This window comes from Allopseudospirillum japonicum (assembly GCF_900108915.1).
GTDB classification, from domain to species: domain Bacteria; phylum Pseudomonadota; class Gammaproteobacteria; order Pseudomonadales; family Halomonadaceae; genus Pseudospirillum; species Pseudospirillum japonicum.
Map to the genome: position 1 here is coordinate 123,468 of NZ_FNYH01000001.1, position 26,798 is coordinate 150,265.

A 26,798-nucleotide genomic window follows, 5' to 3' on the forward strand; every position below is an offset into this window, starting at 1 on the left:
GAACTATCTCAGATTCGCCAAATTATCCGGACTTGTCAAGTGAAAAGTCTGTATTTTCTATACGCATTTAGTTAACCTATAAAAAATAAAAAGTTAACTAAAGAAAGGAGCGTAAGATGTCTCAGCTTTGGTACCCGTACACACAAATGCTTAATGCCCCTAAAATGCCTTGTGTTGTCAACGCACAAGGGCCTTATTTAGAGTTTGCTGATGGTCGGCGCGTACTGGATGCAACGTCTTCTTGGTGGTGCTTGATTCATGGTTATAAACATCCTGAACTTGATCAGGCATTACAAGACCAAGCCAGCCGTTTTGCTCATGTCATGTTAGGTGGGCTGACGCACGAACCCGCACAAGCTTTAGCAAAAGCCTTGGTTGACATCACTCCAGAGCCTCTTAACCATGTTTTTTTTAGCGATAGTGGCTCTGTCGGTGTCGAAGTTGCGTTGAAAATGGCTGTGCAATACTGGCACAATCGCGGCCAAACCAATAAACAGCGTATCTTGGCGTTTTATAAGTCATATCATGGAGATACAAGTGGATGTATGGCCGTATGTGATCCCGCCGAAGGGATGCATCACTTGTTTAACCACTTGTTACCACAGCAAATTTTTGCTCCCGCTCCCAGTGTTGGGCTGGATGCGAGTTGGCAACAAGTACAAGAAGATATTCAACCTGTGCGTGTGCTTTTACAGCAACATGCTCATGAAACGGCTGCCGTGATTATTGAACCCTTATTACAAGCGGCCGGTGGCTTTAATATGTATTCCCCCCTCTATTTACAAGCTTTACGTGAGTTATGTGATGAATTCGAAGTTTTATTAATTCTTGATGAGGTTGCCACAGGTTTTGGGCGCACAGGTACTTGCTTTGCCATGGATCAAGCACAAATTTGCCCTGATATTTTGGTATTGGGCAAGGGATTAACTGGTGGTTATTTGGGACATGCAGCAACCCTAGCACAAACGCATGTTTATGACGCTTTCTTAAGCCAAGATAACGAACGTGCTTTTATGCATGGACCAACGTTTATGGGTAATCCACTAGCGACTGCCGTGGCCTTGCGTAGCTTGCAGGTGTTCCAACAAGATCACTATTTACAACGTATTCAAAATTTACAACAGCAATTACAGCAAGAGCTATGTGCTCCACTAGCACATGAACAAGTTGTTGACATCCGTGCCTTTGGCGCTACTGGGGTGATTGAGGTCAAGGATGCGCAAGCTTTAGCAGGGGTGCAAGCTTACGCTTTACAAGAGGGCGTCTGGTTACGTTCTTTTGGTCGGTATTTATATACTATGCCTGCTTATATTCTCACACCCGAGCAGATGCGTCATATTATCCAAGTGATGCGTGCATGGTTTACCGAAGAACGTTAAGAGGCACATAAAGTTGAGTTTTGATAAGCACGTGCCGAATTTAAAAATGGCGAATAACTAGGCAAATAAACATCCACACTGACTTTACGTCCTTGCTTAGAATACTCTAGGCTATCAAAACTCACCTGTTTAGCCAGCGCAATCCCACGGCCATTTAAGCTAAAAGGAGAGATTTCTTTTTGTGCAAATCCTTGCCAATCAAAGCCTTTGCCCTCATCTTCAATACTAATACGGACACCTTTTTCCGTACGTTGCCACACCACATGTACACGTTTATCTTTAAAATCATTCTGGGTAAGGCGTGCTTGAATCTCTCCTTCCCAAGCTTCCCAACCTTGGCTTAATAATTCTGCCTTCAGAGCGAAATCGATTCCCAAATTACCATGCTCAACCGCATTGACAAGCAACTCTATCAAACCTGCTTCATAGCGCTCTGGTGCGGGTAACATACTCGATAGGGTCGCAGCCAGTGCATAAGCTTCATCTAGGGTGCGAATGTGGAATTCAGCTTGATTTAACATACTAAATGCCTTTTGATGATGTTGATAGTTGGTCTGTAAACGGCTGAGGGCAACCTCCTTACTGACTAAATGTTTAATACAAGCCACAATGACACTGTATTTAACTTCCCGTAGCAGTAAGCAGGCATCCATCCCTAAATTCATCACATATTCCAGCTTGTCACGGCAGCGGTTTTGATCTTCTACAAGAACCAACATAGCAACATCTTGATCCTGATATTGGGCGTGAATACGGTCTATATCCCATAAAGGCAAGGTATCTAAATACAAGACTAAAACCCCAATATCGGCATAACTTTGCAGGTTTTGCTCTACCGCATCCGCATCTTTTGCAATCAGAAAAGAAAAATCTCCCATACGCAAAATCGCAATTAAATAATCGTTCAAGCTGTTATCAAATTTCACCAATAAAAGTTTACTACGGATCATAGCGCCACCTATTTACACTTTTAGCGCAACCTTAAATCGTTGAATAATGGCACGCATACTGTCAGATTCTTGATCTAGCAAGCTAGCCAGCGTACGATTTTGTTCGCTTTGTTGTCCAAGTACCTGCATATTATCCAAAATAGGCGTAAGGGTGATGGCTAAAGATTCCGAACTTTTCACTTGCTGATGTGCATGTTCAGCAATCCTTTCATTTAAACCATCTAGAGTACCAATGACTTGTTTTAATTGATCTAATTGATCATCTAAATTCTCAATCCCTTGTTGTGAGTTTAACAACACGCCTTGAGTGCTTTGCATACGTCTTCTTAGCGTAGACACCAAATCGCTAAAGGTCTCCATTAACTGATAAATAGAGGCTGTGACTTCTTGAGAACGTACCGCTAGACTGCGGACCTCATCCGCGACCACGGCAAATCCGCGTCCAGCTTCACCTGCACGTGCCGATTCAATCGCGGCGTTTAAAGCTAATAAATTCGTCTGCTCAGCAATTCCGTTAATGGTCTCTAAAAAACCGTCAATGCTTTGGCTTTGCTGCTCCAACTCTTGCAAGCTCGTTAAACTTGCGCGCATTTCCTGTGCCAGAACTTGGAACGTTTGCTTGGTTTTATGCATCAAATCACGCCCTTGATGGCTAATTTGATCCGTTTGTTGGCTGGTATTCGCTGCTTGCTGACACTGTTCGCGGATACTTGCTGTGGCTTGGCGTACTTGTTGAATTGCCGAGGCAAACTCATCTAAACCGGCCTGCACTTGTTGTAACTCTTGATCAGAATGCACAATGCTAGCCGACAGTTTATCTGCGTGTTGATCGACATGACGACCGACTTGTGCCAAACGGTCTAAAATCGTTTTCACCCCTAACTGTAAAAACGCGAGACTCGTGCCCACACGTGCGCCCAAATCTAAACGTCCATATAAAATATAAGTCGTTAAATCATTATGATAAATTTGTGCAGCTTGTGCTTGTATTGCCTGCAGTGGAGACACAATCCAATGTATGATGGCCAGGTTAGATAACAATAGCGCAACTAAGGCAAGCAAAAATTCTGTATTTAATGACCACCAAATAAAAGTTACTAAAAAAGCACTAATATAAATTAATAAAGTTGCTAAATAAGCTTTTAGATAGGGGGGGCGTGCTTTAGGCATATAACCATTATTTATACGTTGATATACAGCCTGTGCACGGGCAATTTCCTCACGCGAGGCTTGATGACGCACAGATTGATACCCTTGGATGTTGCCTTGCGCATCCATTAAGGGAGAAACAAAAGCCTTTACCCAATAATGATCACCATTTTTACAACGATTTTTTACTATCCCCATCCAAGAACGCCCCTGACGCAAACTTTGCCACATATCACTAAAAACTTGGCTAGGTATATCTGGATGACGTACTAGATTATGTTTGGCACCTAAAAGCTCATCGGCGCTATAGCCACTAATTTGCTGAAAATACTGATTAAAACTTTGAATTCGCCCTTGGGTATCCGTGGTAGAGATAATAGAGTGTTCTGAGTCAACTAAAATTTCTTTAGCGCTGGTATAGTGTTGCTTCTTATTCTTTGTTGCTTGTTGCGAAAATTTATTAACCCCATCACTCACGGTATCCTCTCTTGTAGACTCCAACGTCTATTCTATTTGTTGTTATGCAAGCTTTTACCTTAAATTATGCCGGTTGCTCATTAATTAACCACATTTATTTTAAGGTCTTTTGATTCAAGTTACATACATGATAACAAAGACACATAAGAGTAACAAAGAAAAATACTTGGTTATTCACCTATCCTTAGGTTGTAATAAAAAACACACAAAGTTAACCAAAGTGTACTTTATAAGTATTAGCCTTACTTTTTATGCGGATGTTAGATAACATTAGCTTATAGGGAAAGCCAACGACCGAAAAGATAGGTAAAAGTAAGTTTTTGTCAGTGAAAGTATATAAATTTCATGGAGACAATAAAAAGCCAAGACATGCTTGGCTCGTTAACATCTCAATCTATAGATTAAACTTCAGCTTTGTGCATCAAAAGCTTGTCCTGTCACACCGCGACTATCTGCCCCCATCAAGTATAAATAGGTCGGCATAATCTCTTCTGGCGTCAATAGGCTTTGTGGATCTTCCCCTGGATAAGCTTTACGGCGCATTTGCGTGCGGGTGGCTCCTGGGTTAATTGAGTTCACACGGATTGTCCCCGTATGTTCCAGTTCGTCAGCTAATACTTGCATTAAACCTTCCGTAGCAAATTTAGAAACTGCGTAAGCTCCCCAGAAGGCACGTGCACGCCGTCCAACAGAAGAAGAGGTAAAAATCACCGAAGCATCCTCAGAAGCTTTTAATGCACCAAGGACACCTTGGGTTAACATAAAAGGCGCATTGCAATTGACTTGCATGACTTGTTGCCATAACTCAGGATGATAAGCTTCTAAAGGAGTGATTTTTCCCAATAAAGAGGCATTATGTAGTAAACCATCTAAACGGCCGAAAGTCTCTCCAAGACGTTCGCCAAGTTCGACATAATCCTTATGGGTAGCACCTTCCAGATTTAACGGATATATCGCAGGTTGGGCACCACCTGCGACTTCTATTTCATCATACACAGCTTCCAACTTACTGATGGTACGCCCTAATAAAACAAGCGTCGCACCATAAGCAGCAAAAGTTTTTGCTGCTACACGGCCAATACCATCACCTGCACCTGTAACCAAGATCACCTTATCTTTAAGCAAATGATCAGCTGCTTTATAATCGATCATACAAGGCATCTTGTATTGTCTCCTATTGAGAACATCTTCGTTAAGATTTATTTGTTAAATAATTTTCGGCGAGCTTTGCCGCAGCACTTTTTGGATATTTATCAATTAATTCCTGCATTGTTAGCTGGGCTTTATCTTGTTGACCATAACGTGCATATACTAATCCTAATTTATAAAGCGAGTCTGCCACCTTATAACTACGAGTATAATTTTTCACCACAGTATCAAACATGCGTTCTGCATCTTGTGTGCGGTTTTGCGCCATAAAAATTTCGCCCATCCAGTAGTAAGCATTCGCCACTAGCTTGGAATCTGGATAATCACGGATAAAAGCGCGAAATGCTTCTATTGCCTGATCAAATTGACGAGCATTTACTTTGGCATAGGCCGATTCATAAGCACTGCGTGCACTACTGGGTAGCTCACCTGCCGTTTCCTGGCTTGCTTCCAGTGAAGGCGATGATAAGCGTGGAATCCCTGTTGGCGCAGTCTCTTCTATTTTAGGGACGCTTATTTGCGTATCAGCGCCTAAACGAGTGGCAATCTTGCTTAGCGTTTGTGCAATATCTAAAGCTTGCAGCGCTTGCTGACGGGCTTCGCTTACTTCTTGTCCAACATGGGTTAAACGTTGATCAACATCTAAATACCTTTCTCTTTGATCACGTTTTAGCTGGTTTAACTCATACGTCTGGCGTTCGACAACATCCCGTAACGATTGGAGCTCAGATTGCAACTGCTCTAGTTGCATTAATAATTGCGTATTTGAATTGGCCTGCGCTCGACTTTCTGGTGTGCTGACACTGGGCGGGTAATAATAATTAGGCGTTTGCGCGTACGAAGAAGACACACTCACGAATAAAAAAGCACTCAGCAGGCTAAAGCGGCGGTTTAATTGGGGTATTTGCATTGTGATCACACCTATAAGAACAGCTGGCATCTCACATCAGCATACCAGCTGTATCAGGCTTAACGGTAACTAAGTTCCACACGGCGGTTTTTTGCATAAGCATCCAGGCTATGGCCTGCCATTAAGGGACGCTCCTCGCCATAAGAAACCACCTCTAGTTGCTGTGGTGAGACACCCTGCACGGTTAAATAGCGTTGTACTGAATCTCCACGACGCTCACCTAATGCCATATTATACTCTCGGGTTCCCCTCTGATCACAGTGACCTTCAAGGACAAGCTTCACATTCGGATTTGCAACCAAATAGGCTGCATGTGCATTAAGAACACTCAAATACTCTTTGCGAATTTCTGACTTATCAAAATCAAAGAAAATACGCTTTTTTGCAAGCAAGTCTGCATCTGCAGGATTAGCACCTGGCATCCCTGATACACCTGCATTTTGCCCTGAGTTCAGACCTTGCGCGCCACCAGAGCCATAAGTGCCTAAACCCTGAGACTGTGCACTTCCATCTCCTGTGCCTGTTGTCGCTGTACTCTGGTCATCGGTAATCACAGGCTGCATGCCTGACTGCGGCTGACTCGCACAACCTGCCATCACAGCAAGCAAAAGACCTGCAGCTAGTGGCTTCATCCAAGCAGATGAGTTTGCAATGATACGATTTTTTTGCATTCTTGATTCCCCTTTATAGGCACGCGCCTCTAATTTAGGAAGGGTGACCATGCCGGCTCACGGACATCCTGTAAAGCAGCAGGCAACCGGTATTCAAGTTGGCGTTCAATAGAAACGACCCCCAGAACTCCTTGCTCACCCTGCTGCATAGCATAAATTAACATACTGCCATTTGGTGCAATACTGGGCGATTCATCCAAAGTCGTCGATGTTAGTTTACGCAAACGCTTACTAGTCACATCTTGCGCAGCAATATGAAACTCATGCAACCCAGACGCCCGATGTACAAAAATAATTTCTCGTCCATTCGCACTAAAACGTGGACGCGCATTATAGTTACCTTCAAAGGTAATACGCTCCACGCGATTATCTGCCAAATATAAACGATAAATTTGTGGCGAGCCGCTACGATTAGAGGTAAAGACGAGAGACTGCCCATCAGGTGCCCAGCTCGGCTCAGTATCAATAGAGAAATGATTGGTTAAGCGTGTTAGACGCTTGCTGGCAATATCTAACAAATAAAGTTCTGGATTCCCATCTTTAGAAAGCACCATGGCAAGACGCCTACCATCTGGAGACCAACTGGGCGAGCCATTTAAACCACGAAATGCAGTTAATTGAGTACGCCGACCTGTTGCTAGCTCTTGTGCAAAAATCGCAGGACGACCCGTCTCAAAAGAAACATAAGCTAACCAACGTCCATCTGGCGACCAGTCTGGTGATAAAATAGGCTCTTTAGACGATAAAACAACGCGCGCCCTGCGACCGTCAGCATCTGCAATTTGCAGCCTATATTGATATTGACCTTCTCCTAGACGCTGCGCAGTAATATAGGCAATTTTGGTAGAAAAAATTCCTTGTTGTCCTGTCACCTTCTGATACACACGATCACTAATATAGTGTGCGCGCGATCTTAGCTCCGCATCCGTTGAGGTAATCACCTCACCAAGTAAACGTTCTTCTTTTAAAACATCAAAAAGCTCGTATTGAATACGGTACCCTTGTGCTTGAGGCGTGATTTTACCTACTAACACATATTGCATTTTTAGCAAGCGCCAATCGCGAAACACAACTTCACTTGCTTGGCTTGGGGTGCTGACTAAACCAGAACGCGCTAAGGGTGCAAAAATCGCCGAACGCTGTAAGTCAGCAGAGACCACTTCTGCAACATCCTCACTAATCGCACCCTGGCCTTCCCAACGGAAAGGCACCACAGCAATCGGTGTAGCTTGGTCATTTCCTCGAGTAATTTCTATCGTTAAATCAGCATATAGGGGCGTACTGAACAAGCACAGCAACAACAGCCACCCATGACTTAATCGTTTCAGCACTAGCGTAAATCCTCCGGACGAAATACCATTTTGAATTGACGAAAGATGCTACGTAATGGGGCATCTAACTGTTGCAATTCGCGGAAAGGCGCGGCCAAGCGCACCGCCTGCTCTGCGGAACGATCAAAGCCCAAATGCCCACTAGAACGTAACACACGTACCCCAACGAGTTCACCAGAAGGTAGCAAGCGTACTTCTAATTCAACTTCCAAATTAGCAGCGATCCCTGGGGGTCTGGACCATTGCTGTTTAACCAAATCTTCTATGATAGCCTGCATGGCACGCACGGCAGCATTTTGTGAAGCCGCTGCAGATTGACGTGCCTGCTCATCGGCCAATTCACGTGCCATTTTTTCTCTAAGCTCTTGAATTAAGGCCGCTTGTTCTGCGGCCTCACGAGCAGCTTTCTCAGCAGCGGCTTTTTCAGCAGCTCGACGGGCTTGTTCTTGTGCTTGACGACGGGCTTGCTCTGCCGCTTCACGGGCTGCCTGTTCTGCTGCTTCACGGGCCGCTTTTTCGGCAGCAGCTTTCTGCGCAGCCTCTCGGGCGGCTTGCTCCTTACGGGCTTGCTCTTCTTGTGCTCGACGGCGGGCTTCTTCTTGTGCTTTTTGTGCAGCTTCACGTGCTGCCTGCTCTGCTGCCTCGCGGGCCGCTTGTTCTGCAGCGGCTTTTTGTGCAGCTTCACGTTCGGCCTGTTCGCGACGTGCTTGTGCTTCTTGACGCGCTTGTTCCTCTTGTGCACGACGCTTGGCCGCTTCTGCAGCCGCTTTTTCCGCTGCTGCACGTTCCTTTAGAACCTGAATTGGATCTTCAGCCACCATGGTTGCCTGAATAATTTTTGGTTGTTCAGGTTCAGGTGGCTTTTGGGCATTCGCACTTTGCCAATGCCAGACCATAGGTAGCACGGCGACAAGATGTACACAGAGAGCTAGCGTGATCGAGAGCAGCCAATTTCCTGAATTTTTGGGTTGAGGCACCCGCATACCTATACCTTTTATTGCTCGGGTGGCTGAGAAATCAGCCCCACTTGGGCAGCACCTGCAGCTTGCAAGTGCGCCATTAACTCAACCACTTGGCCATAAGCTACTCGCCGATCTCCACGCACGAGCACTTGTAAACTAGGATTAGCAGCTAGAACACGCGCAACTTGCTCACTGATCTGTTCTAAGGTCACAGCTTGACGTGCATCTAACCCCATTTCCAAGTAGTAGCTTCCTTGTTGATCAATGGCGACCACTAAGGGTTCTTGCTGTTCTTCTTGTGACAAAGCTTCTGCCGTCGCCTGTGGCAGTTCCACTTCTACCCCTTGGGTGAGAATAGGTGCTGTCACCATAAAAATAATTAAAAGAACCAACATAACATCAATGTAAGGGACCACGTTGATTTCCGCCATCACCTTACGTTTTGGCCGTCGCCGCCAAGTGGAAGATGCCATAATTTAATTTCCCTCTAAAGCCACAAACTAATGCACGTACACATTACGGTGTAAGATACTGGAAAACTCATCGGCAAAGGTTTCATACTGTACCACTAAGGTTTCAGCACGGGTGGCAAATCGGTTGTAAGCTAATACCGCAGGAATTGCTGCAAATAAACCCATGGCAGTGGCAATCAAGGCTTCAGAAATTCCAGGGGCTACCGCAGCTAAAGTGGCCTGCTGCACATTTGCAAGACCACGGAAAGATTCCATAATGCCCCAGACTGTCCCAAATAAGCCAACATAGGGGCTAGTCGAACCAACACTGGCTAAAAATGGCAAGCTGGTATTTAAGTGTTCCTCTTCACGTACTAAGGCCACGCGCATGGCTCTTTGTACCCCTTCCATAATGGCATCGGGCGCATATTCTTTTTGGCGTAACCGAGAAAACTCACGGAAACCAGCACGGAAAATATTTTCAGCACCTAGGGTATCACCTTCACTTTCTAAGCGTCGGTACAGATCATTCAGATCAATCCCTGACCAAAATTCTTGTTCAAAAGCAAGCAAAGCTCGGCGTGCTCGTTTTAGCACCTGCATCCGCTGAAAAACCAAAACCCAAGATACTAAAGACGCTAGCATTAGCATTAGCATGACGCCTTTCACGACCCAGCTTGCATTGAGGATTAATCCCCACATTGACAGCGGCTCACTCACCCTCGTCTCCTTTTTGTATGCATTCACCAAGTGCCTTCACCAAGGGGGCCGGCATGGCGGTTGGTTTTCGCTTGGTGGCGTTGACATAAGCCACGTCGATTCTTGCTTGACACACACGATAAGCAGCTAGCTCACTTTCTGAGCTTGCTTGTACTAGGTGCGCATCCCAAGTGGGACCACCTAAGTAAATCCTTTGTTGAAAATGAATTCTCACTTTTGACGCTGATTGCACTTGGGTCAATACCCAAAGTTGCTGGTCCATTCCCACAGGTTTTTGGTATTGAATTTGTACTTGGTGGACAACAAAGTGGCTTTGAAAGCTGTGCATTAAATTCTGATGATCCCAACCCAAAGTACGTAAATATTCAGTACGGGCGCGCTCCATATATTTTAAGTAATTGACATAATACACAATACCGCCTGCATCTGTATCTTCAATATACACACGTACAGGCCAGATGTGCGTAGATACCAATTGAGGAGCTTGTATCGATTGCATTAAAAATCATCCTAAGACTGGATCAAGTGCGCCGGCACAGGTAACTGGAAGTGTTGATAGGCATGTGCACTAACACAACGGCCTCTTGGGGTACGTAAAATAAAGCCTTGCTGCATCAAATAAGGTTCAACCATATCTTCTAGGGTGTCGCGTTCTTCTCCTAAAGCCGCTGCAAGCGTATCTATCCCCACCGGACGTCCAGCAAACTTTTCAATCAAGGCCAACAAGAAACGACGATCTAGCATGTCTAAACCACAAGTATCTACATGCAACATATTCAAGGCTTGATCTGCTAAATCGGCATCGACTTGACCTTGCGCCTTTACTTGGGCAAAGTCACGCACTCGACGCAACAAGCGGTTAGCAATACGGGGTGTACCACGTGCGCGGCGCGCAATTTCCGTTGCACCTTCTAAGGTAATTTCCAGGTGCATTAATTTTGCTGAACGGGTTACTATTGCTGCAAGATCCGGTACTGAGTAGAAGTCTAAACGCTGCATAATACCGAATCTATCGCGTAATGGACTCGTTAACAAACCTGCTCGCGTAGTTGCGCCAACAAGAGTAAAAGGCGGCAAGTCTAATTTAACTGAACGCGCTGCCGGCCCTTCACCAATCATAATATCTAACTGGTAATCTTCCATAGCAGGGTACAAAACTTCTTCCACAGCAGGATGAAGGCGATGAATTTCATCAATAAATAATACATCCCCTGCATGTAAGTTGGTCAGTAACGCAGCAAGATCACCTGCTTTTTCTAATACAGGGCCTGAGGTACTTTTAAGCTGGCTTCCCATTTCATGCGCTAGAATATGTGCCAGCGTGGTTTTACCCAACCCTGGTGGTCCAAACACTAAAGTGTGATCCAAGGCTTCTTGACGCTGGCGCGCGGCTTGAATAAAAATTTGCATCTGTTCACGCACTTGCGGCTGACCTATATATTCAGCCAGTGAGTGTGGGCGTATGCTTGATTCCTGCACTTGCTCTTGCAAAGAGGCTTGCTGGGTGAAAATAGATTCTTCTTCTAACATAATGCGTCTTCTGTGCAGTTCATCTGTAGGGTTAGCTCGGGCTTAACACTTGTAAGGCAAGACGCAATATTTCTTGAATCGTTTTACCCTGTATATCCAACTGTTGTAATGCATAGCTAGCTTTTGTTGGACTATAACCCAAAGCAATTAAAGCCGCTTCTGCATCTGCATATTTTTGCTGATTGACGGCTCCTTGTGGCTGAGATTGATCTGCATACTCAGCAAGTGAGTCTCGCTGTAATTTCTCACGTAAGTCTAACACGAGACGTTGTGCTGTTTTTTTTCCTATACCAGGCAAGCTGACTAATGCCTGAATATTTTCTTGTATCACAGCGTCAATAAACTCAGTCACTTGCATCTGCGCTAGGATGGCTAAAGCCAATTTAGGACCTACCCCAGACACTCTAATTAATTGGCTAAACAGCGCCTTTTGCTGTAAGTGTAAAAAACCATACAAATGGGCTTGTTCTTCTTTAACCAAATAACTGGTCCATACTTGTAAGGTCTCACCCAGGGAAGGCAGGTGGTAAAAAGCAGAGGCAGGTAGCTCCACCTCATAGCCTAAACCTTGCACATCGATAATGATCTTAGGTGCATTTTGATAAATCAAACGGCCTTGAATATAAGCGATCATAAGTGCTTCTTATCATCTGAAGTCGGTTGGTCAAGTGTTGCCTGTGGGATCATTAAAAACACAGGCAGGTGCAAATGCCAGCGAATAGCGGCCAAACGCATACAAAAAACGACCCCCATCGCAATCAGGTTGTTCCAAGCACGCCAAGCTTCAGGTAAAAACCAGCTTAAATTGACAAACACAACAGCACCTAACATAGCCGCAGTCGCGTAGATCTCTTGGCGAAAAATTAGAGGGGTTTCTGCCGTTAGCACATCGCGCACAACCCCGCCAAATACGCCAGTCATCACCCCCATCATCACAGCAATAATCGGTGGGTGCCCTAAGTCTAAAGCGATTTGCGAACCTATCACAGTAAATACAGCCAAGCCTAGTGCATCTGAAATTAATAAGGCACGATGCGGAAAATGATGACGACGCGCCAAAATAAAAGTACACACTGAGGTTAACATAGTGATCCAGATATAAGAGGTTTGCTCGACCCAGAAAACAGGCGTGCGCCCTAAAATCAGATCCCTTAGAGTACCGCCACCTATAGCGGTTACAGTTCCTACCACAATCACGCCAAAAAGGTCTAAACGCTTTTCTGCTGCTGCTAATACCCCTGTAATCGCAAATACGATAGTGCCGAAAATATCAAGCACATAAATCAGGGACAAGTTGGCCATCATAAGTTAATCATCCTAGGGTTAGGCAAAGCGTGCAGGTCGTTTTGATGTCACGACCAAAATCAAAGGCGCATTTTAACAAAAATTTTTATCTATGCAGGAGAGCACACTAGATTTTATCGAGTAGATACCAGCAGGCCTGGTTGATCTGTGATAAGCTTGCGACGTTTTTGCAACCCCTAATGGCGGCACTGAAGTAGGAATCAGTCGTTAGCCGGAGAAGACCCATGTCTATCAGTCGACACCCTATGTCCTATCGATTTCGCAGTTATTTGCCTGTAGTCGTTGACGTAGAAACTGCAGGATTTAACCCGCATACAGATGCCTTGCTTGAACTTGCCGCAGTCACGCTCACCATGGATGAAAATGGCATGCTTTTGCCTGATGCAACTTACAGCTGTCATATTGAGCCATTTGAAGGGGCAAATATTGAAACCGCTGCGTTAGAGTTCACTCGGATTGACTTGAATAATCCACTACGTAAAAGCATGGCGAAACAGGAAAGCCAAGCGCTTGGAGAAATTTTTAAACCGATCCGCAAAGCGATCAAAGCCCATGATTGCACTCGCGCCATTTTGGTTGGTCACAATGCGGCTTTTGATCAAGCTTTTTTAAACGCTGCGGTTGAACGTTGTGGTATTAAGCGTAATCCTTTCCACCCTTTTTCTAGTTTTGATACGGCAACACTTTCAGGATTAGCTTTTGGACAAACCGTATTAGCACGTGCTTGTAAAGTAGCAGGCATCGATTTTGACGGACGCGAAGCCCATTCAGCACGCTATGATACTGAGCGTACCGCCGAATTATTTTGCTGTATTGTCAACCGCTGGAAAGAATTAGGAGGTTGGGATTTAACCCTACAAACGACAGACGATACCCATTAAAACCCGTACAAAGGCCCCGCTGGTGTAGCGGGGCGGTGTTTTACTCACATTTAGCTTCTTGTGCAAATAAGATAAGATGCTCTGCTCTCACCTGAATTCCTATCGATTGACCACATTCATATTCAGCATGGCTATTAAATAACGCTTCTAGACAAGTTCCCGAGGCTAAACGCAGCCCATAAAGGGTAGAAGAACCCGCAAATTGCTTATATTTAATCACTGCAGGTACGCCATTTTCAGGCGCTAGCACGAAATCGTCAGGACGTAATAAGACATCAACACAAGTGCCTGCTTGCCAAGGATAGGCACGGTTACCGACAATAACACCTAACTCTGTTTCCACACTTTCATGTGAAAGAAGTGTCCCTGCAATAAAGCTACCTTGACCAATAAAAGTTGCTACAAAACGATTTGCTGGTTCATGGTATAGGTTAAAAGGCGTATCCCATTGCTGCAGCTTTTGTTGATAGAGAACACCGACTTGGTCTGCCATAGCAAAGGCTTCTTGCTGATCATGAGTCACTAAAATAGCACTCATATTCAGCTGTTTTAAAATGCTTCTGACCTCTTGCCCTAAATGTCGGCGTAACTCAACATCCAAGTTAGAAAAAGGCTCATCCAACAAAATAAGCTGTGGTTGAGGGGCTAAGGCGCGTGCGAGGGCAACTCTTTGCTGTTGCCCTCCTGAAAGTTCATGAGGGTAGCGCTGAGCTAAAGCTTGTAGGCCTGTAACAGCCAATAATTCGTCAACACGTGCTTGTATTTGTACCTGGTTCAGTGTGCTTTTTTGCAAACCAAAGGCGATATTGGTGCGTACATCAAGGTGTGGGAAAAGTGCATAATCTTGAAACACCATGCCAATACGGCGCTTTTCCGGTGGACATTGATAATCAGGAGCAGCGATGACACTTTTTCCTAACTGAATGCGCCCTTGGGATACGGGCGCAAATCCTGCCAAAGTACGTAGCAAGGTTGTTTTACCACAGCCGCTTGGTCCTAACAAACAGGCAATTTCACCTTCGCGCAACACAAAATGAATCTCTGTAGTAATCACCTGATCTGCATACCGACACTCAACACCTTCTAATTGCAATAAGGCCTCATTGCCCATAGCGACTTCACCTTTAGCTCATCTTAATGATAATGGATTGCATTTATAATCATTCTAAAGGATTTCATCCAAGGTGTCGCCTCTATTGTATTGAGCTTATACAGATGTCGTTTGATGATCTGCTTTGGGCTTAATCAAGTGGATTTCATAGTGTGCATCTGTTGATAAAGCACGTAATTCCTGAGCCACCTGATGAAATTCAGCTACCTGACGTACCACACTGACCCCAAGTGCGGCCATAATTCTTAGTTCTGGGTATTGTTCATATGTAAGACGCGCCAAACCACGGCTTAAGCGTTCTGCCACATCTTTCACTCTATGGATCGGGCTAGTCGGCATCAATACCACCAGACGGCGGCCACTGTAGCGCGAACAAATATCTGTTTCTAAAGGCGCGCAACGTTTTAGTATTTGGCCTGCGTGTAACAAAATACGATCACCAATATCATGACCATAATCTGTATTAATTTGCGGTAAGTTTTTGATATCTAAAATAAGTACAGGTAAAGGCGCACCACCTTGTGCCTGAATGACTTCAAGCAAATATTTTAATTGGAATAGGCGGCTGATTGGGTCTAGCTGGGTTTCAATTTGCGCATCTGCTAACAAGGAATGAACTTCATCTGTGATAGCAACACGCTCACTGACATCACGTCCTTGCACAGCAACCAAGGGCTGACGTTCACCATTTAACATGACGCATTGTAAGCGAAACTCTGTGTCTCTATCTGTACCAAGACCATCACGTACAGGCGTTACCACCAAGGTGGAGCTTAGCGTATCGCTAGCCAATCCGGAGAGAATACTTTCTAATTCAGGTGCACTTAACTCAGGAAGAAATGTGTTAAAAGCTTGCCCTTTTAACGCCTGCGGCGTGTAACCAAGCGTTAAACAGGCAGCAGCATTAATATATTCAATGTTTCCATCTGGCAAGGAAAGCAATAATAGTAAATCTTCTGATTGCTCAATCACTTGCAGCATGATTTCTGGGTTTATGTCAGTCAATGCAGGCATCCTTATTGTTTAACGCAACCAACTTATTCGATGCAAAATCAGTTTTAAGGTATAGGCAAAGCCTTATCTTTGGCTAGCTTAACTTTGTATATTTTACGTATATCCAAATCCATTCTTTGACATTACCTAGCTAACTTTTTGATATCTAGAATTTTTTCACCAACGCATGGCTTCTTTCACAAAGGGGATCGTTAATTTTCGCTGTGCAGATAATGACGCCCTATCTAGTTTTTCTAAGGCCCGAAACAACTCCCGCATAGCACGCGGGCTGCGATGTAGAATATAACGTGCTACTTCATCATTTAGCTCTAAACCACGTTGACGTGCGCGTAACTGTAAAGCCGCCAGCTTCTGTATATCATCCAAAGGCTGAACCTGATAAATGAGTCCCCATGCTAGCCGTGACGCCAGATCAGGTAAGCGTGTTGGTAGTTGTTGCGGGGGCGCGTTACCACTGATCAATAAGCGATGCTGTTTGTTACGCATGCGATTAAATAAATGAAATAAGGCCTCTTCCCATATCGCCTGCCCGAGTACAGCTTCCACATCATCAATGCAGATAAGATCTAGTTCATCTAAACCTTCTAATAGCTCAATACCCAAGGAGGCGAGATCTCTTAGCGGTAAGTACAGGCTACGTAAATCCTGATGGCCTGATGCATGACACGCAGCTTGCAGTAAGTGGCTACGCCCTGAGTCTTTTTTTCCCCAAATATATAAATATTGGGGATCACAAGTTAGAAGCTGCTGCTGTAGATGCGCAACTAAAACTTGATTGTCTCCAGCTAAAAAATTGGCCAAGGTGGCATCGTCCCGCAAGCCTACACTTAAAGATAACTGTGCGGGCACAATCTCACCTGTATATTTTTGTTTACCCATTTTCATCATAATACTTGGCAGTGCCGAAAAAGTGGGCCGCTTTATCCTGCTCAACAGTGTTGATGTCTTCTCTCAATCTTTATCTTGTAAAGTAAGAGAGCCTCCATCAGCTCAGTCTAGCTTTCAAAAACATGATAAAAGTGAATGAAAAATTTGCACCTTTTTGATCAATCGCTAATCTCTTTTACAATCCGGAAACTTCACTTCTTAACGACAAGCTTTACCAGATGGCAATACAAGCCAACGCAGGCGCACTTTAGCACAAGGTGTACTAAAGCCCAAGATATGCGCATTTTCTCTGTAAGCTTTCTGAAGTAGTCATCACTGTCATAGTGTGGTCAAGATTGGCACTTAAAGTAGCCTAGTCAATAAGAAGACAAAACCACGACTTAGCCGAGTACCTCAGTCAAAAGCCTACTTTGGCTGAGATTTCATTATGACGACTTCAAGTGGATTTTGTCCTACCATCTCGTACTCACTGGGGTAATGCGTCCATGTACTTTCTTCTTGCAGATGCGGTTAGTATTCGTGCTTGCCGTCTGCCTTGTCATCTCAATCCCACGAATACTGAAGCACAGTTTACACTGTTAACACATAATACCACTTTGAATTCTCCACGTGGTTTACCTGCCTATCGCTTACCTCAAGGGGAAATGTTATCTCCTGCAAACTGGGAGCAGAGTGTATGGCGTAGCGAGCAGGCAACCTGTCTCTTTCTTGATACGCGTGCTTATTACCCTACATTAGACATTAACAGGGAGCTTGTCTCAGATGCTTTTCCTTCAGGGCAATACTGCCAACAAAGGCGCGTCTGGTTAAAACAAGAGCTCCTTGCAGCTTCAACGCCTGTTTATATCTTCTTACAACACGCGCCTTTTACTTTGACTTTGCGCCATTTGCACTTACAAGGCATTGCTGAAAGACACAGATTAGCTGATCTTCTAGCGCGTTTTCGCGATAAAATTCGTTATATTTTTTGGAATGAATCCCAACGTCCCATTGCAGGTTTATGGCAAGGTACGCACCATTCTACACTGACCTATCTTGCACAAGAATCTTTAGCTCCTGTACAAGTACAGAATATTTCACAATACCAGCAAACGCCTTATCCATCTTATTTATAAAATACCACCCCAGACAGAGGTAAGCACATCTTACTAACAACAAAAAGAATAAAAAGATAAAAATTTATTCTTTTTAGAAATAACCCAACCTAGGTATGATGCCGTGCATTCATAGTCCCTTTGGGGTATTTAGTGCAACTCGGTGCGGAGATCCTTAAATGGAATGGCAAGGTTGGTTTACCTTGGGTGTGGTGGCAGCGACCTTGGTCACACTTATTGTGACTCGCTTAACCCCTGATTTAGTGCTTATGGCAGCGCTGACCCTTTTAAGCATTAGCGGTATTTTATCTGCCCAAGAAGCTTTTGCTGGTTTTGCCAATACAGGGCTGATTACCGTTGCTCTCATGTTTGTCATTGCTGCAGGTATTCGCGCATCTGGTGGTGTTGATTTAATTGTGAATCATTTGTTAGGACGCCCCAAAAGTGCACGTTCTGCTTTGAGCCGCTTAGTCCTTCCTGTACTAAGTCTAAGCGGCTTTATGAATAATACCCCAGTTGTTGCCACCATGATTCCTGCTGTCACGCGTTGGTGCAAACAAATTAAAATAGCGCCTTCTCACTTAATGATTCCATTAAGTTATGCTTCTATCTTAGGAGGAACCCTTACTTTAATAGGTACAAGTACAAATTTAGTTGTCAATGCACAATACCAAAGCTTAACTGGTGCCAATGGATTTGCACTTTTCGATATTACCTTAATTAGCTTACCTGTTGCTTTGCTTGGTGCTTTTTTTATTATTATTTTTTTGCCAAGATTTCTCCCTCACCGTAAAAATGAGCATACCTTATTTGCAAATCCGAAAGAATTTACTTTCGAAGCGGCTGTTGCTGCAGATGGTCCTTTAGTAGGTAAAAGTGTCGCGGAAGCTGGTTTAAGACATCATGACCATATTTATTTAGTTGAAATCGAGCGCCAAGGTAGTATCGTCACTGCTGTCCCTTCGGAAGAACGTTTGCAAGCTGGAGATCGCTTAGTCTTTGTTGGCCAAGGGGAAGCCATCATGGACATTTTACGTATTCATGGTTTAGTTGCTTCTGACAGCGCAACACCTGTGATTGAAAAAGATGCACCTGAGCGCCGCTTGGTTGAAGCTGTGGTTTCCCCTCATTGTGATAGTGTCGGTTGTACTGTACGTAATAGCCGTTTTCGTGATCGTTATGGCGCGGTCGTGCTTGCCGTTGCCCGCAATGGGGAGGCAATTTCAGGCAATTTAGGCTCAATTACCCTACAACATGGCGACTTATTACTTTTAGAAGCACGACCTGCGTTTATTACTCGCCAAAGGGTACAACGTGATTTTTTATTAGTGAATGATTTACAAGCAGAACGCCCCAATCATGCGCGTGCCAAATTGGCTTGGGGTATTTTAATTAGCATGATTTTAACCGCAGCTACTGGTTTAATTTCTATGCTAAATGCTGCATTAGTTGGTGCTGGATTAATGATTATTACCCAGTGCTGCACCTTAGGAGAGGCACGGCGGAGTTTAGACTTAACTGTATTAGTCACAATAGGCGCTAGCTTTGCTTTAGGCTCTGCACTACAAAAAACGGGAGCAGCCGCTTTTATTGGTGAGCATATTCTTTTATTGGCTGGTGAGCATCCTTGGTTATTATTGGCATTAACTTATATTAGCGTTTCTTTGCTCACAGAAATGGTCACCAATAACGCTGCTGCCGTTTTGATGCTACCGATTACTTTAAGCATGACCTCTCATTTAGGTTTAAATGCCGAGCCTTTTGTACTTGCTATTATGCTAGCGGCCTCCGCCAGTTTTGCTACACCGTTAGGTTATCAAACCAATTTAATGGTCTATGGCCCAGGCGGCTATCGCTTCAGCGATTTCTTGCGTGCAGGTTTACTGATGAACTTACTATGCGCACTTGTCACCTTAACTTTGTTGCCCCTCTTATGGCCTCTGACACCCTAGGGATTTCCGGTTGCTTGTGGCCATAAACACTGGCCACTTGCCTTAACAATCGCCGCCAAATAGGCTTGATGAGCATCCACTTCTTCAGCACTCGCATACACCATAGGCAAAGCACCGTATTGGGTACGTAATTGCTGAATTTGATCGGTTGCCACTTGCTGCTTGAGCTCTTCGGTATGGCTTTGATGAGTTTGCACATCAAGACTCAGGCTGGTTTGTCCATTGGTCATTGCCAAATAGACTTCTGCTAGAATTTGTGCGTCTAACAAAGCGCCATGAAGCTCACGACCACTATTGTCGACTTGATAGCGCTTACATAAAGCATCCAGATTATTACGTTGATTCGGGTGTTTTGTGCGCGCTAATATCAGGGTATCAAGAATACGGCAAGTATCTTGTATCTTTAATGGTAAGCCCTGCGGCTGTGAGCGTTCGTGTAGCCACATTAGCTCGTGATCTAAGAAATTCACATCAAAGCTTGCATTGTGAATCACAAGCTCTGCACCAGAAAGAAAGCTCATCAACTCAACTGCAATGTCTGCAAATCGTGGTTTATCTGCTAAATACTCATTGGTAATCCCATGAACTGCAATCGCTTCTGCATCAATTGCACGATCTGGATTCAAATAATAGTGCAACTGTCGCCCTGTCGGTCTGCGCCTTTCTAGTTCTATACAACCGATTTCAATAATCCGGTGGCCTTTTTCTGGTTCTAACCCCGTGGTCTCTGTATCTAATACAATTTGCCGGCTCATCGCTTATTTACCTTGCGCTAAAAATTCACTAATTGCCTGATTCGCAAGCTCATCAGCTTTTTCATTACCTGGATCACCACTGTGACCTTTCACCCATTGCCACTGGATTTGATGACGTTGAATCTCATGGTCTAGTGCTTGCCATAAATCTTGATTTTTTACTGGTTTTTTCGATGCCGTTTGCCAATGACGAGCTTTCCAGTTTGCCAACCACTGATTTACACCATCACGCAAATAAATAGAGTCTGTTATGAGAGTCAAGGTACAAGGACGCTTGAGTGCTTTCAATGCCTCAATTGCGGCCATGAGCTCCATACGGTTATTTGTGGTATGTGCTTGTGCACCTTTGAGCATTTTTTCATGCTCACCATATTGCAACCAAGCGCCCCAACCACCAACACCTGGATTCCCTTTACAAGCGCCATCGGTATAGATCACAAGGGATTTATTTGCTGGCATCTGTACTTTCAACCTGTGTCAGAAAATCACTTACAATTTGTGTAAAACGTGCCGCTTCTTGCGCGTGTGGCCAGTGCCCTGTCGGCATAGGAATATGCGTCAACTGTGGAAAATATGGCTGAAAATCTTGCTCAGGATGCGTGGCTTTAATGTAATCAGAATCTGTCCCCCAAATTAAGCAGGCTGGTTTACTATACTGGGCAGCTAGCTGGGGGGCTGCCAGAATTTCTGCATAAGCTGCATACAAGGTATCAAGTCCTAGTTGTAAAATTAAGCCTTCTTGTGTCCGAGTGAGATTCGTTAACAAGAACTGACGCACAGGTACTTCTTGCACAAAATCACGCAGGATCACATCTGCTTGTTGGCGTGATGCTAGCGGCTGTGCAGCTTGCAAAGCAAGTAATCCTGCAAATACTTGGGTATGTGAGGCTGGATAAGCAACGGGCGCAACATCTACGAGGACCACACTTGCAAAGAGCTCAGGTGCGTCAACGGCCGCTTGCATTGCAATTTTGCCGCCCATCGAATGCCCTAAGAGATGGCTTTGTTGCCACCCAAGATGATGACAGACTTCAATGAGATCTTGCGCCATTGCAGGATAATCCATCGCCGACATCTGTGGTGATTTGCCGTGATTACGTACATCAACACAACAGACAGGACGTGTTTGCGCCCACTGACGTGCCTGAGAACGCCAATTATCTGCATGACCGAATAAGCCATGAACTACCAATAAGGGTAGAGGTGGGGGATGACTCTGGGTGGGTGCATCTGTATCAGGTGTATAGACTTTATAATGCAACATCACAAGGGATCCTCAAATGAGCCAAGAGGTCATTAGGATAACACATTGTGCTTGTACTCACTTAAGTAGGGAAAGGCTCGAGTCGACATATTCTTTGATCATAATGAGTGTCCAACCCAGCAAGTACACCATGTACTTTGATGGCACCTTGACTGAAAGACCTAGGATAGATAGGCTTAAGGCACTTTTATATATAGGCTCTATTCAGTTGATGCCCTTATCTCCATCTTTTCCATACTGATAAACACTTATCCTTTTCTCAAATACAACAGCTTATAAGTGTAGTTAGTTAATATCAGTGTTCAAACTCAGCACTCGGTTCTAATAAAGTTTGTCCTTGCTGATCCATCCAATGCACAAGACGTTGGCGTATATTTTGAATCAAGGTCTGCACTTCTGAGTCCATAGGCAGGCTTAAACTCATGCGCGTACACATCTCAATTAAGGTATCCAGGGTTTCCTCTTCTTGCAAATGCACTTGCATGCATTGGCGATATAAACTCGGGTGTAAATGTGCCAAATAAATAATTTCTATATTTTGTAAATAACATAAACGTTCTATAACTTCATAGCCCACAGGTAATAACTGATAACGATCTAATAAGATTAAACGCTTAATACGCCCTTTTAAAATATTTTGTAGTAAATTTTTTAGTCCTGACCTTTGCATATCCGTACCACGGCCAATATCCATAATACTTTGTACTTGGCCATAGTGTTGCTGACAAAATTCTAAGGCTAAATTAAGTTGTTTTTGCCATTGGGCTTTCTGATGTGGATGAGCAACACGCAGATAAAGATACGTTAGTTCTGCTTGCCCTGTACTTGCATAAGCCATATCTTGTTGCAAATGATAAGTCTGTTTGACCAGTGCTTGTTGCTCTTGTGGGTACTGGCTCACTTGCATGGATAACAGCTTATCCAGATTATAACGTCGATGACCACCGCGTGTAATATAATCAGGTGTTAAGCGCCCAGATTTATCCCAACGTCGCAAAGTGGCGTCACTAACGCCTAAAAGGCGCGCTGCCTCGTGAATACTAACCAATTTATTCATAGGGCTTTTTGTTTTAACTCCTGTAGATACAGCGGCAGGGGGCACATGGGCGTTCATGGCTTGAGTGTCACAAGTCAATACATCTTCGGTATAACTAATAAAGGGGGGATGATATTTATTTGAGCAGGTCATAACACTCTCCTTGGGTTAAGCTCATTTTTATATTCACAAGGATTTACATCCGCAGACACAAGCACCCATCTAGCCTGCATCCTGTCAAGCAAACGTCAACGTATACATTAATTACTACTTGCTAGGTTCACATGGGTTACTGTCAAGTTGAATTTAGTCCATAGAAAAAATTCTTATCGAATATATCTTAAATCTTTCGCTCATAACAATAAATTTGATATATCTTTTCAGTGGCTTCAGAGTATAGGTGAGTATGCCAAGCTTCTGCTATCAAATGCAGCCTTATATGTGCATTTTGTCAGAAAATGTTAGATATTTTTGTACTTTTGTCAGCCTAGTGCGACTTTGTTACACAAATATTGGCCTCTTGCACCGCGTGAGCCAACCAGTCTGCTTGAATCCGCGCACGTATGGTCTCCCCCGTATCCTCACAATAATCCGCTTGTAGCGCCACACCATAAGCTTGCCAATTTTTAATATAGGGCGCCCCTGCCTCCAACAAAAACCATACCTGTGCTTGCCATGAGACATACGCACGCAAACGGATATTATGCTTACGCACTTGGGCTTCCAAAGCTTGTTGATCTAATAAGTAGATATATCTATCGACCGCAGTGTCTAACTGGCGTTGTAGGCGCGTTAAAATCTCCCATTGTTTTTGCGGTGCCAATTCATTCCAATGAACCACCTCTGCAGCAGTGCGCTTACACCCTAGGCAAATGACATCACCATAGACAGTGGAACATAAACCGACACAAGGCGTAGGTGCTTTGTGCTGGCCTACCTCGGATTTTTGTATGATCTGCATAACAAGATACCTTCTTAGATTCGTTTTTAACCTTCATACACACATCAAGTTTTATCACAAATACAGGCATTCACCTTTTTATATCCACTTGATTATGCAAGCTTTTATGTAGTCACGACCAAAGTTTAACATGCTTAGGCAAGTGACTTGCTTAACTTTACTAGCCTTTTACATTAGAATCACAACGCCTATTTCAACGCTAAAGGCGCTTTATCGCGTACTTTAGGGCGACAACTGATGAGGGTTTAACCGTGCTTGAAGCATATCGTAAACATGTAGAAGAACGCGCTGCCGAAGGCGTACCTCCCAAACCTCTGGATGCCGAACAAACTGCAGCCTTGGTTGAACTGCTAAAAAATCCACCGGCAGGTGAAGAAGAATTTCTGGTTGACCTTTTAACCAACCGTGTTCCCCCCGGTGTTGACGAAGCTGCTTATGTCAAAGCAGGCTTTTTGTCTGCCATCGCCAAAGGTGAAAGCAGCTCACCACTGATCGATAAGCAAAAGGCTGTTAAGCTATTAGGTACCATGCAAGGTGGTTACAATATCGCTACCTTGGTTGAGCTTCTTGACGATGACAGCCTAACGGATTTGGCTGCAGAAGAACTCAAGCACACCTTGCTAATGTTTGATGCTTTCCATGACGTTGCTGACAAGTCTAAAGAAGGCAACGAAGCAGCTAAAGCGGTCATGCAATCTTGGGCTAATGGCGAATGGTTTACCTCTAAGCCTGAAGTCGCTGAAAAAATCACACTTACTGTTTTCAAAGTTCCCGGCGAAACCAATACAGACGACCTGTCACCTGCACCTGATGCCTGGTCGCGCCCTGATATTCCTTTACATGCCAATGCTATGCTCAAAATGGAGCGTGAAGGCATACAGCCAGAAGTGCCTGGTGTCAAAGGCCCTTTAGCACAAATTGAAGCAGTTAAAGCTAAAGGCTTCCCTGTTGCTTATGTTGGCGACGTTGTAGGTACAGGCTCTTCACGTAAGTCTGCAACTAACTCTGTGTTGTGGTTCTTTGGTGATGACATCCCTAACGTACCTAACAAACGCGCTGGCGGTTTTTGTTTCGGTGGTAAAATTGCGCCTATCTTCTACAACACAATGGAAGATGCAGGTGCTTTGCCTATCGAAATGGACGTTGAACAACTTGAAATGGGTGACGTCATCGACGTTTATCCATATCAAGGGAAAGTATGCAAGCAAGGGACTGACGAGGTCATCAGTACCTTTGAATTAAAAACCCAAGTATTGCTAGATGAAGTCCGTGCTGGTGGCCGTATTCCTCTGATTATCGGTCGTGGCTTGACTGAAAAGGCACGTGAAGCCCTTGGAATGGGTCCTTCTGATCTATTCCGTAAGCCTGAGCAACCTGTTGATACGGGCAAAGGTTATACCCTAGCTCAGAAAATGGTAGGTAAAGCTTGTGGTGCTGCCGGTATTCGCCCTGGTACTTACTGCGAACCTAAAATGACGACTGTAGGTTCACAAGACACTACAGGTCCGATGACCCGTGATGAGTTAAAAGACTTAGCCTGCTTGGGCTTCTCTGCTGACTTAACCATGCAGTCTTTCTGTCACACAGCTGCTTATCCTAAGCCTGTTGATGTGAACACACACCATACGCTTCCAGATTTCATTATGAATCGTGGTGGTGTTTCTTTGCGTCCTGGCGATGGTGTTATCCACTCTTGGCTGAACCGCATGTTGTTACCTGATACCGTAGGTACAGGTGGTGACTCGCACACCCGCTTCCCGCTAGGTATCTCTTTCCCTGCTGGCTCAGGTTTGGTTGCTTTCGCAGCTGCGACCGGCGTCATGCCTTTGGATATGCCTGAGTCCGTACTTGTACGTTTCAAAGGTAAGCGCAACCCAGGGATTACTTTACGTGATCTCGTACATGCGATCCCTTACTACGCAATCAAGCAAGGTCACCTGACCGTTGCTAAAGCTGGTAAGAAAAACGTTTTCTCTGGCCGTATTTTAGAGATCGAAGGTCTGGATGAGCTCACTGTTGAGCAAGCATTCGAACTTTCTGATGCGTCTGCAGAGCGTTCCGCAGCTGGTTGTACCATCACCCTGTCAGAAGATTCAGTTGCTGAGTACCTGCGTTCCAACATCGTCATGCTTAAGTGGATGATTGCTGAAGGTTATGGTGATGTACGCACCATCGAACGCCGTATCAAAGCGATGGAAGAGTGGTTGGCCAACCCAAGCCTGATGCGTGCAGATGCTGACGCAGAATACCATACAGTGATCGAAATTGATCTTTCTGAGATCAAAGAGCCTATCTTGTGTGCGCCTAACGACCCAGATGATGCACGCTTACTTTCTGAAGTAGCTGGCGACAAGATTGATGAAGTCTTCATTGGTTCTTGTATGACCAACATCGGCCACTTCCGTGCTGCAGGCAAATTGCTAGAAGCTTCTGGCAAGGCTATTCCTACACGTATGTGGATTGCACCACCGACCAAAATGGACGCAGCCCAACTGACTGAAGAAGGTTTCTATAACGTCTTTGGTCGTGCCGGTGCTCGCATGGAAATGCCGGGTTGTTCGCTCTGTATGGGTAACCAAGCACGCGTTGCTGATAAGTCAACGGTTGTATCTACTTCTACACGTAACTTCCCGAACCGTTTAGGTACAGGTGCGAATGTTTACCTCGCCTCTGCTGAACTGGCATCTGTTGCTGCTTTGGAAGGCAAACTGCCTACGGTAGAAGAGTATCTAGGTTACGCTGAAAAGATCGATAGTATGGCTGGCGAAATTTATCGCTACCTCAACTTTGATCAAATGGATGTCTACGTGAAAAAAGCCTCTACAGTAATTCCAACTGTTGAAGCCTAAGCACTGAT

26 protein-coding genes are annotated in these 26,798 nt (G+C 44.6%); 5 read left to right on the top strand and 21 right to left on the bottom strand.

Annotated elements, in window-relative coordinates:
• The first annotated feature begins 116 nt into the window (after positions 1-116).
• Positions 117-1,379, top strand: a complete 1,263-nt coding sequence (bioA, locus tag BMX05_RS00490) for an adenosylmethionine--8-amino-7-oxononanoate transaminase (protein WP_093307773.1) — start codon at positions 117-119, stop codon at positions 1,377-1,379.
• Here the strand turns inward: bioA and BMX05_RS00495 are convergent.
• The 13 genes from BMX05_RS00495 to BMX05_RS00555 form a co-directional block, all read right to left on the bottom strand.
• The gene (locus BMX05_RS00495; protein ID WP_093307775.1) at positions 1,376-2,329 is read right to left on the bottom strand and encodes an ATP-binding protein; all 954 of its coding nucleotides are present in this window, start codon (positions 2,327-2,329) and stop codon (positions 1,376-1,378) included. The two genes, bioA and BMX05_RS00495, sit on opposite strands and share 4 nt — an antisense overlap.
• Positions 2,330-2,341: 12 nt before the next feature.
• On the bottom strand, positions 2,342-3,955 hold the full coding sequence (locus BMX05_RS00500) for a methyl-accepting chemotaxis protein (RefSeq protein ID WP_177166726.1): 1,614 nt from the start codon (positions 3,953-3,955) through the stop codon (positions 2,342-2,344).
• A gap of 408 nt (positions 3,956-4,363) precedes the next feature.
• A complete protein-coding gene (locus BMX05_RS00505; RefSeq protein ID WP_093307780.1) occupies positions 4,364-5,116 on the bottom strand; it encodes a YciK family oxidoreductase in 753 nt (250 codons plus the stop codon).
• A 31-nt stretch (positions 5,117-5,147) separates the two neighbouring features.
• On the bottom strand, positions 5,148-6,014 hold the full coding sequence (gene ybgF, locus BMX05_RS00510) for a tol-pal system protein YbgF (protein WP_177166727.1): 867 nt from the start codon (positions 6,012-6,014) through the stop codon (positions 5,148-5,150).
• A 59-nt stretch (positions 6,015-6,073) separates the two neighbouring features.
• A complete protein-coding gene (gene pal, locus BMX05_RS00515) occupies positions 6,074-6,685 on the bottom strand; it encodes a peptidoglycan-associated lipoprotein Pal (RefSeq protein ID WP_093308340.1) in 612 nt (203 codons plus the stop codon).
• A 29-nt stretch (positions 6,686-6,714) separates the two neighbouring features.
• On the bottom strand, positions 6,715-8,013 hold the full coding sequence (gene tolB, locus BMX05_RS00520) for a Tol-Pal system beta propeller repeat protein TolB (RefSeq protein WP_093308341.1): 1,299 nt from the start codon (positions 8,011-8,013) through the stop codon (positions 6,715-6,717).
• 2 nt (positions 8,014-8,015) lie between these two features.
• A complete protein-coding gene (tolA, locus tag BMX05_RS00525) occupies positions 8,016-8,999 on the bottom strand; it encodes a cell envelope integrity protein TolA (protein WP_093307784.1) in 984 nt (327 codons plus the stop codon).
• Between the two features lie 11 nt (positions 9,000-9,010).
• Positions 9,011-9,451, bottom strand: a complete 441-nt coding sequence (tolR, locus tag BMX05_RS00530; protein ID WP_093307786.1) for a protein TolR — start codon at positions 9,449-9,451, stop codon at positions 9,011-9,013.
• Between the two features lie 27 nt (positions 9,452-9,478).
• Entirely contained in the window at positions 9,479-10,150 is a 672-nt protein-coding gene (gene tolQ / locus BMX05_RS00535) for a protein TolQ (RefSeq protein WP_218138954.1), read from the bottom strand.
• Entirely contained in the window at positions 10,143-10,649 is a 507-nt protein-coding gene (locus tag BMX05_RS00540; protein WP_093307790.1) for a YbgC/FadM family acyl-CoA thioesterase, read from the bottom strand. The genes tolQ and BMX05_RS00540 overlap by 8 nt, the downstream gene beginning before the upstream one ends.
• Before the next feature lie 11 nt (positions 10,650-10,660).
• Positions 10,661-11,680: a Holliday junction branch migration DNA helicase RuvB gene (gene ruvB, locus BMX05_RS00545; protein ID WP_093307793.1), complete on the bottom strand. Its 1,020-nt coding sequence runs from the start codon at positions 11,678-11,680 to the stop codon at positions 10,661-10,663.
• A 31-nt stretch (positions 11,681-11,711) separates the two neighbouring features.
• Positions 11,712-12,314, bottom strand: a complete 603-nt coding sequence (gene ruvA, locus BMX05_RS00550) for a Holliday junction branch migration protein RuvA (protein WP_093307795.1) — start codon at positions 12,312-12,314, stop codon at positions 11,712-11,714.
• Positions 12,311-12,985: a trimeric intracellular cation channel family protein gene (locus BMX05_RS00555; RefSeq protein WP_245710355.1), complete on the bottom strand. Its 675-nt coding sequence runs from the start codon at positions 12,983-12,985 to the stop codon at positions 12,311-12,313. The genes ruvA and BMX05_RS00555 overlap by 4 nt, the downstream gene beginning before the upstream one ends.
• Positions 12,986-13,209: 224 nt before the next feature.
• Here BMX05_RS00555 and rnt point away from each other — a divergent pair, with 224 nt between their 5' ends.
• Entirely contained in the window at positions 13,210-13,866 is a 657-nt protein-coding gene (rnt, locus tag BMX05_RS00560; RefSeq protein ID WP_093307797.1) for a ribonuclease T, read from the top strand.
• A 40-nt stretch (positions 13,867-13,906) separates the two neighbouring features.
• Here rnt and BMX05_RS00565 read toward each other — a convergent pair whose 3' ends face one another.
• The 3 genes from BMX05_RS00565 to hda all read right to left on the bottom strand — a co-directional run bounded on the left by BMX05_RS00565 (position 13,907) and on the right by hda (position 16,870).
• A complete protein-coding gene (locus BMX05_RS00565) occupies positions 13,907-14,977 on the bottom strand; it encodes an ABC transporter ATP-binding protein (RefSeq protein ID WP_093307800.1) in 1,071 nt (356 codons plus the stop codon).
• Between the two features lie 96 nt (positions 14,978-15,073).
• Complete coding sequence (locus tag BMX05_RS00570; protein WP_177166728.1) at positions 15,074-15,982, bottom strand: sensor domain-containing diguanylate cyclase; 909 nt, start codon at positions 15,980-15,982, stop codon at positions 15,074-15,076.
• Positions 15,983-16,147: 165 nt separating this feature from the next.
• Complete coding sequence (gene hda / locus BMX05_RS00575) at positions 16,148-16,870, bottom strand: DnaA regulatory inactivator Hda (protein ID WP_093308343.1); 723 nt, start codon at positions 16,868-16,870, stop codon at positions 16,148-16,150.
• 494 nt (positions 16,871-17,364) lie between these two features.
• Between hda and BMX05_RS00580 the strand changes: the two genes are divergently transcribed.
• Positions 17,365-17,994 (top strand): metallophosphoesterase family protein, encoded by a 630-nt coding sequence (locus BMX05_RS00580; RefSeq protein WP_093307805.1) that lies wholly within the window; start codon positions 17,365-17,367, stop codon positions 17,992-17,994.
• 158 nt (positions 17,995-18,152) lie between these two features.
• Positions 18,153-19,925: an SLC13 family permease gene (locus BMX05_RS00585; RefSeq protein WP_093307807.1), complete on the top strand. Its 1,773-nt coding sequence runs from the start codon at positions 18,153-18,155 to the stop codon at positions 19,923-19,925.
• Here BMX05_RS00585 and dnaQ read toward each other — a convergent pair.
• The 5 genes from dnaQ to BMX05_RS00610 all read right to left on the bottom strand — a co-directional run bounded on the left by dnaQ (position 19,922) and on the right by BMX05_RS00610 (position 23,941).
• Positions 19,922-20,680, bottom strand: a complete 759-nt coding sequence (gene dnaQ, locus BMX05_RS00590; protein ID WP_093307809.1) for a DNA polymerase III subunit epsilon — start codon at positions 20,678-20,680, stop codon at positions 19,922-19,924. The genes BMX05_RS00585 and dnaQ overlap by 4 nt on opposite strands.
• Positions 20,681-20,683: 3 nt before the next feature.
• On the bottom strand, positions 20,684-21,139 hold the full coding sequence (gene rnhA / locus BMX05_RS00595) for a ribonuclease HI (protein ID WP_093307811.1): 456 nt from the start codon (positions 21,137-21,139) through the stop codon (positions 20,684-20,686).
• Complete coding sequence (locus tag BMX05_RS00600; protein ID WP_093307813.1) at positions 21,126-21,944, bottom strand: alpha/beta fold hydrolase; 819 nt, start codon at positions 21,942-21,944, stop codon at positions 21,126-21,128. The genes rnhA and BMX05_RS00600 overlap by 14 nt, the downstream gene beginning before the upstream one ends.
• Before the next feature lie 295 nt (positions 21,945-22,239).
• Entirely contained in the window at positions 22,240-23,133 is an 894-nt protein-coding gene (locus BMX05_RS00605) for a MerR family DNA-binding transcriptional regulator (protein WP_093307815.1), read from the bottom strand.
• Between the two features lie 334 nt (positions 23,134-23,467).
• Complete coding sequence (locus BMX05_RS00610; protein WP_093307817.1) at positions 23,468-23,941, bottom strand: DUF1289 domain-containing protein; 474 nt, start codon at positions 23,939-23,941, stop codon at positions 23,468-23,470.
• Between the two features lie 251 nt (positions 23,942-24,192).
• Here BMX05_RS00610 and acnB point away from each other — a divergent pair, with 251 nt between their 5' ends.
• The gene (gene acnB, locus BMX05_RS00615) at positions 24,193-26,790 is read left to right on the top strand and encodes a bifunctional aconitate hydratase 2/2-methylisocitrate dehydratase (RefSeq protein ID WP_093307819.1); all 2,598 of its coding nucleotides are present in this window, start codon (positions 24,193-24,195) and stop codon (positions 26,788-26,790) included.
• The last annotated feature ends 8 nt before the right edge of the window (positions 26,791-26,798 follow it).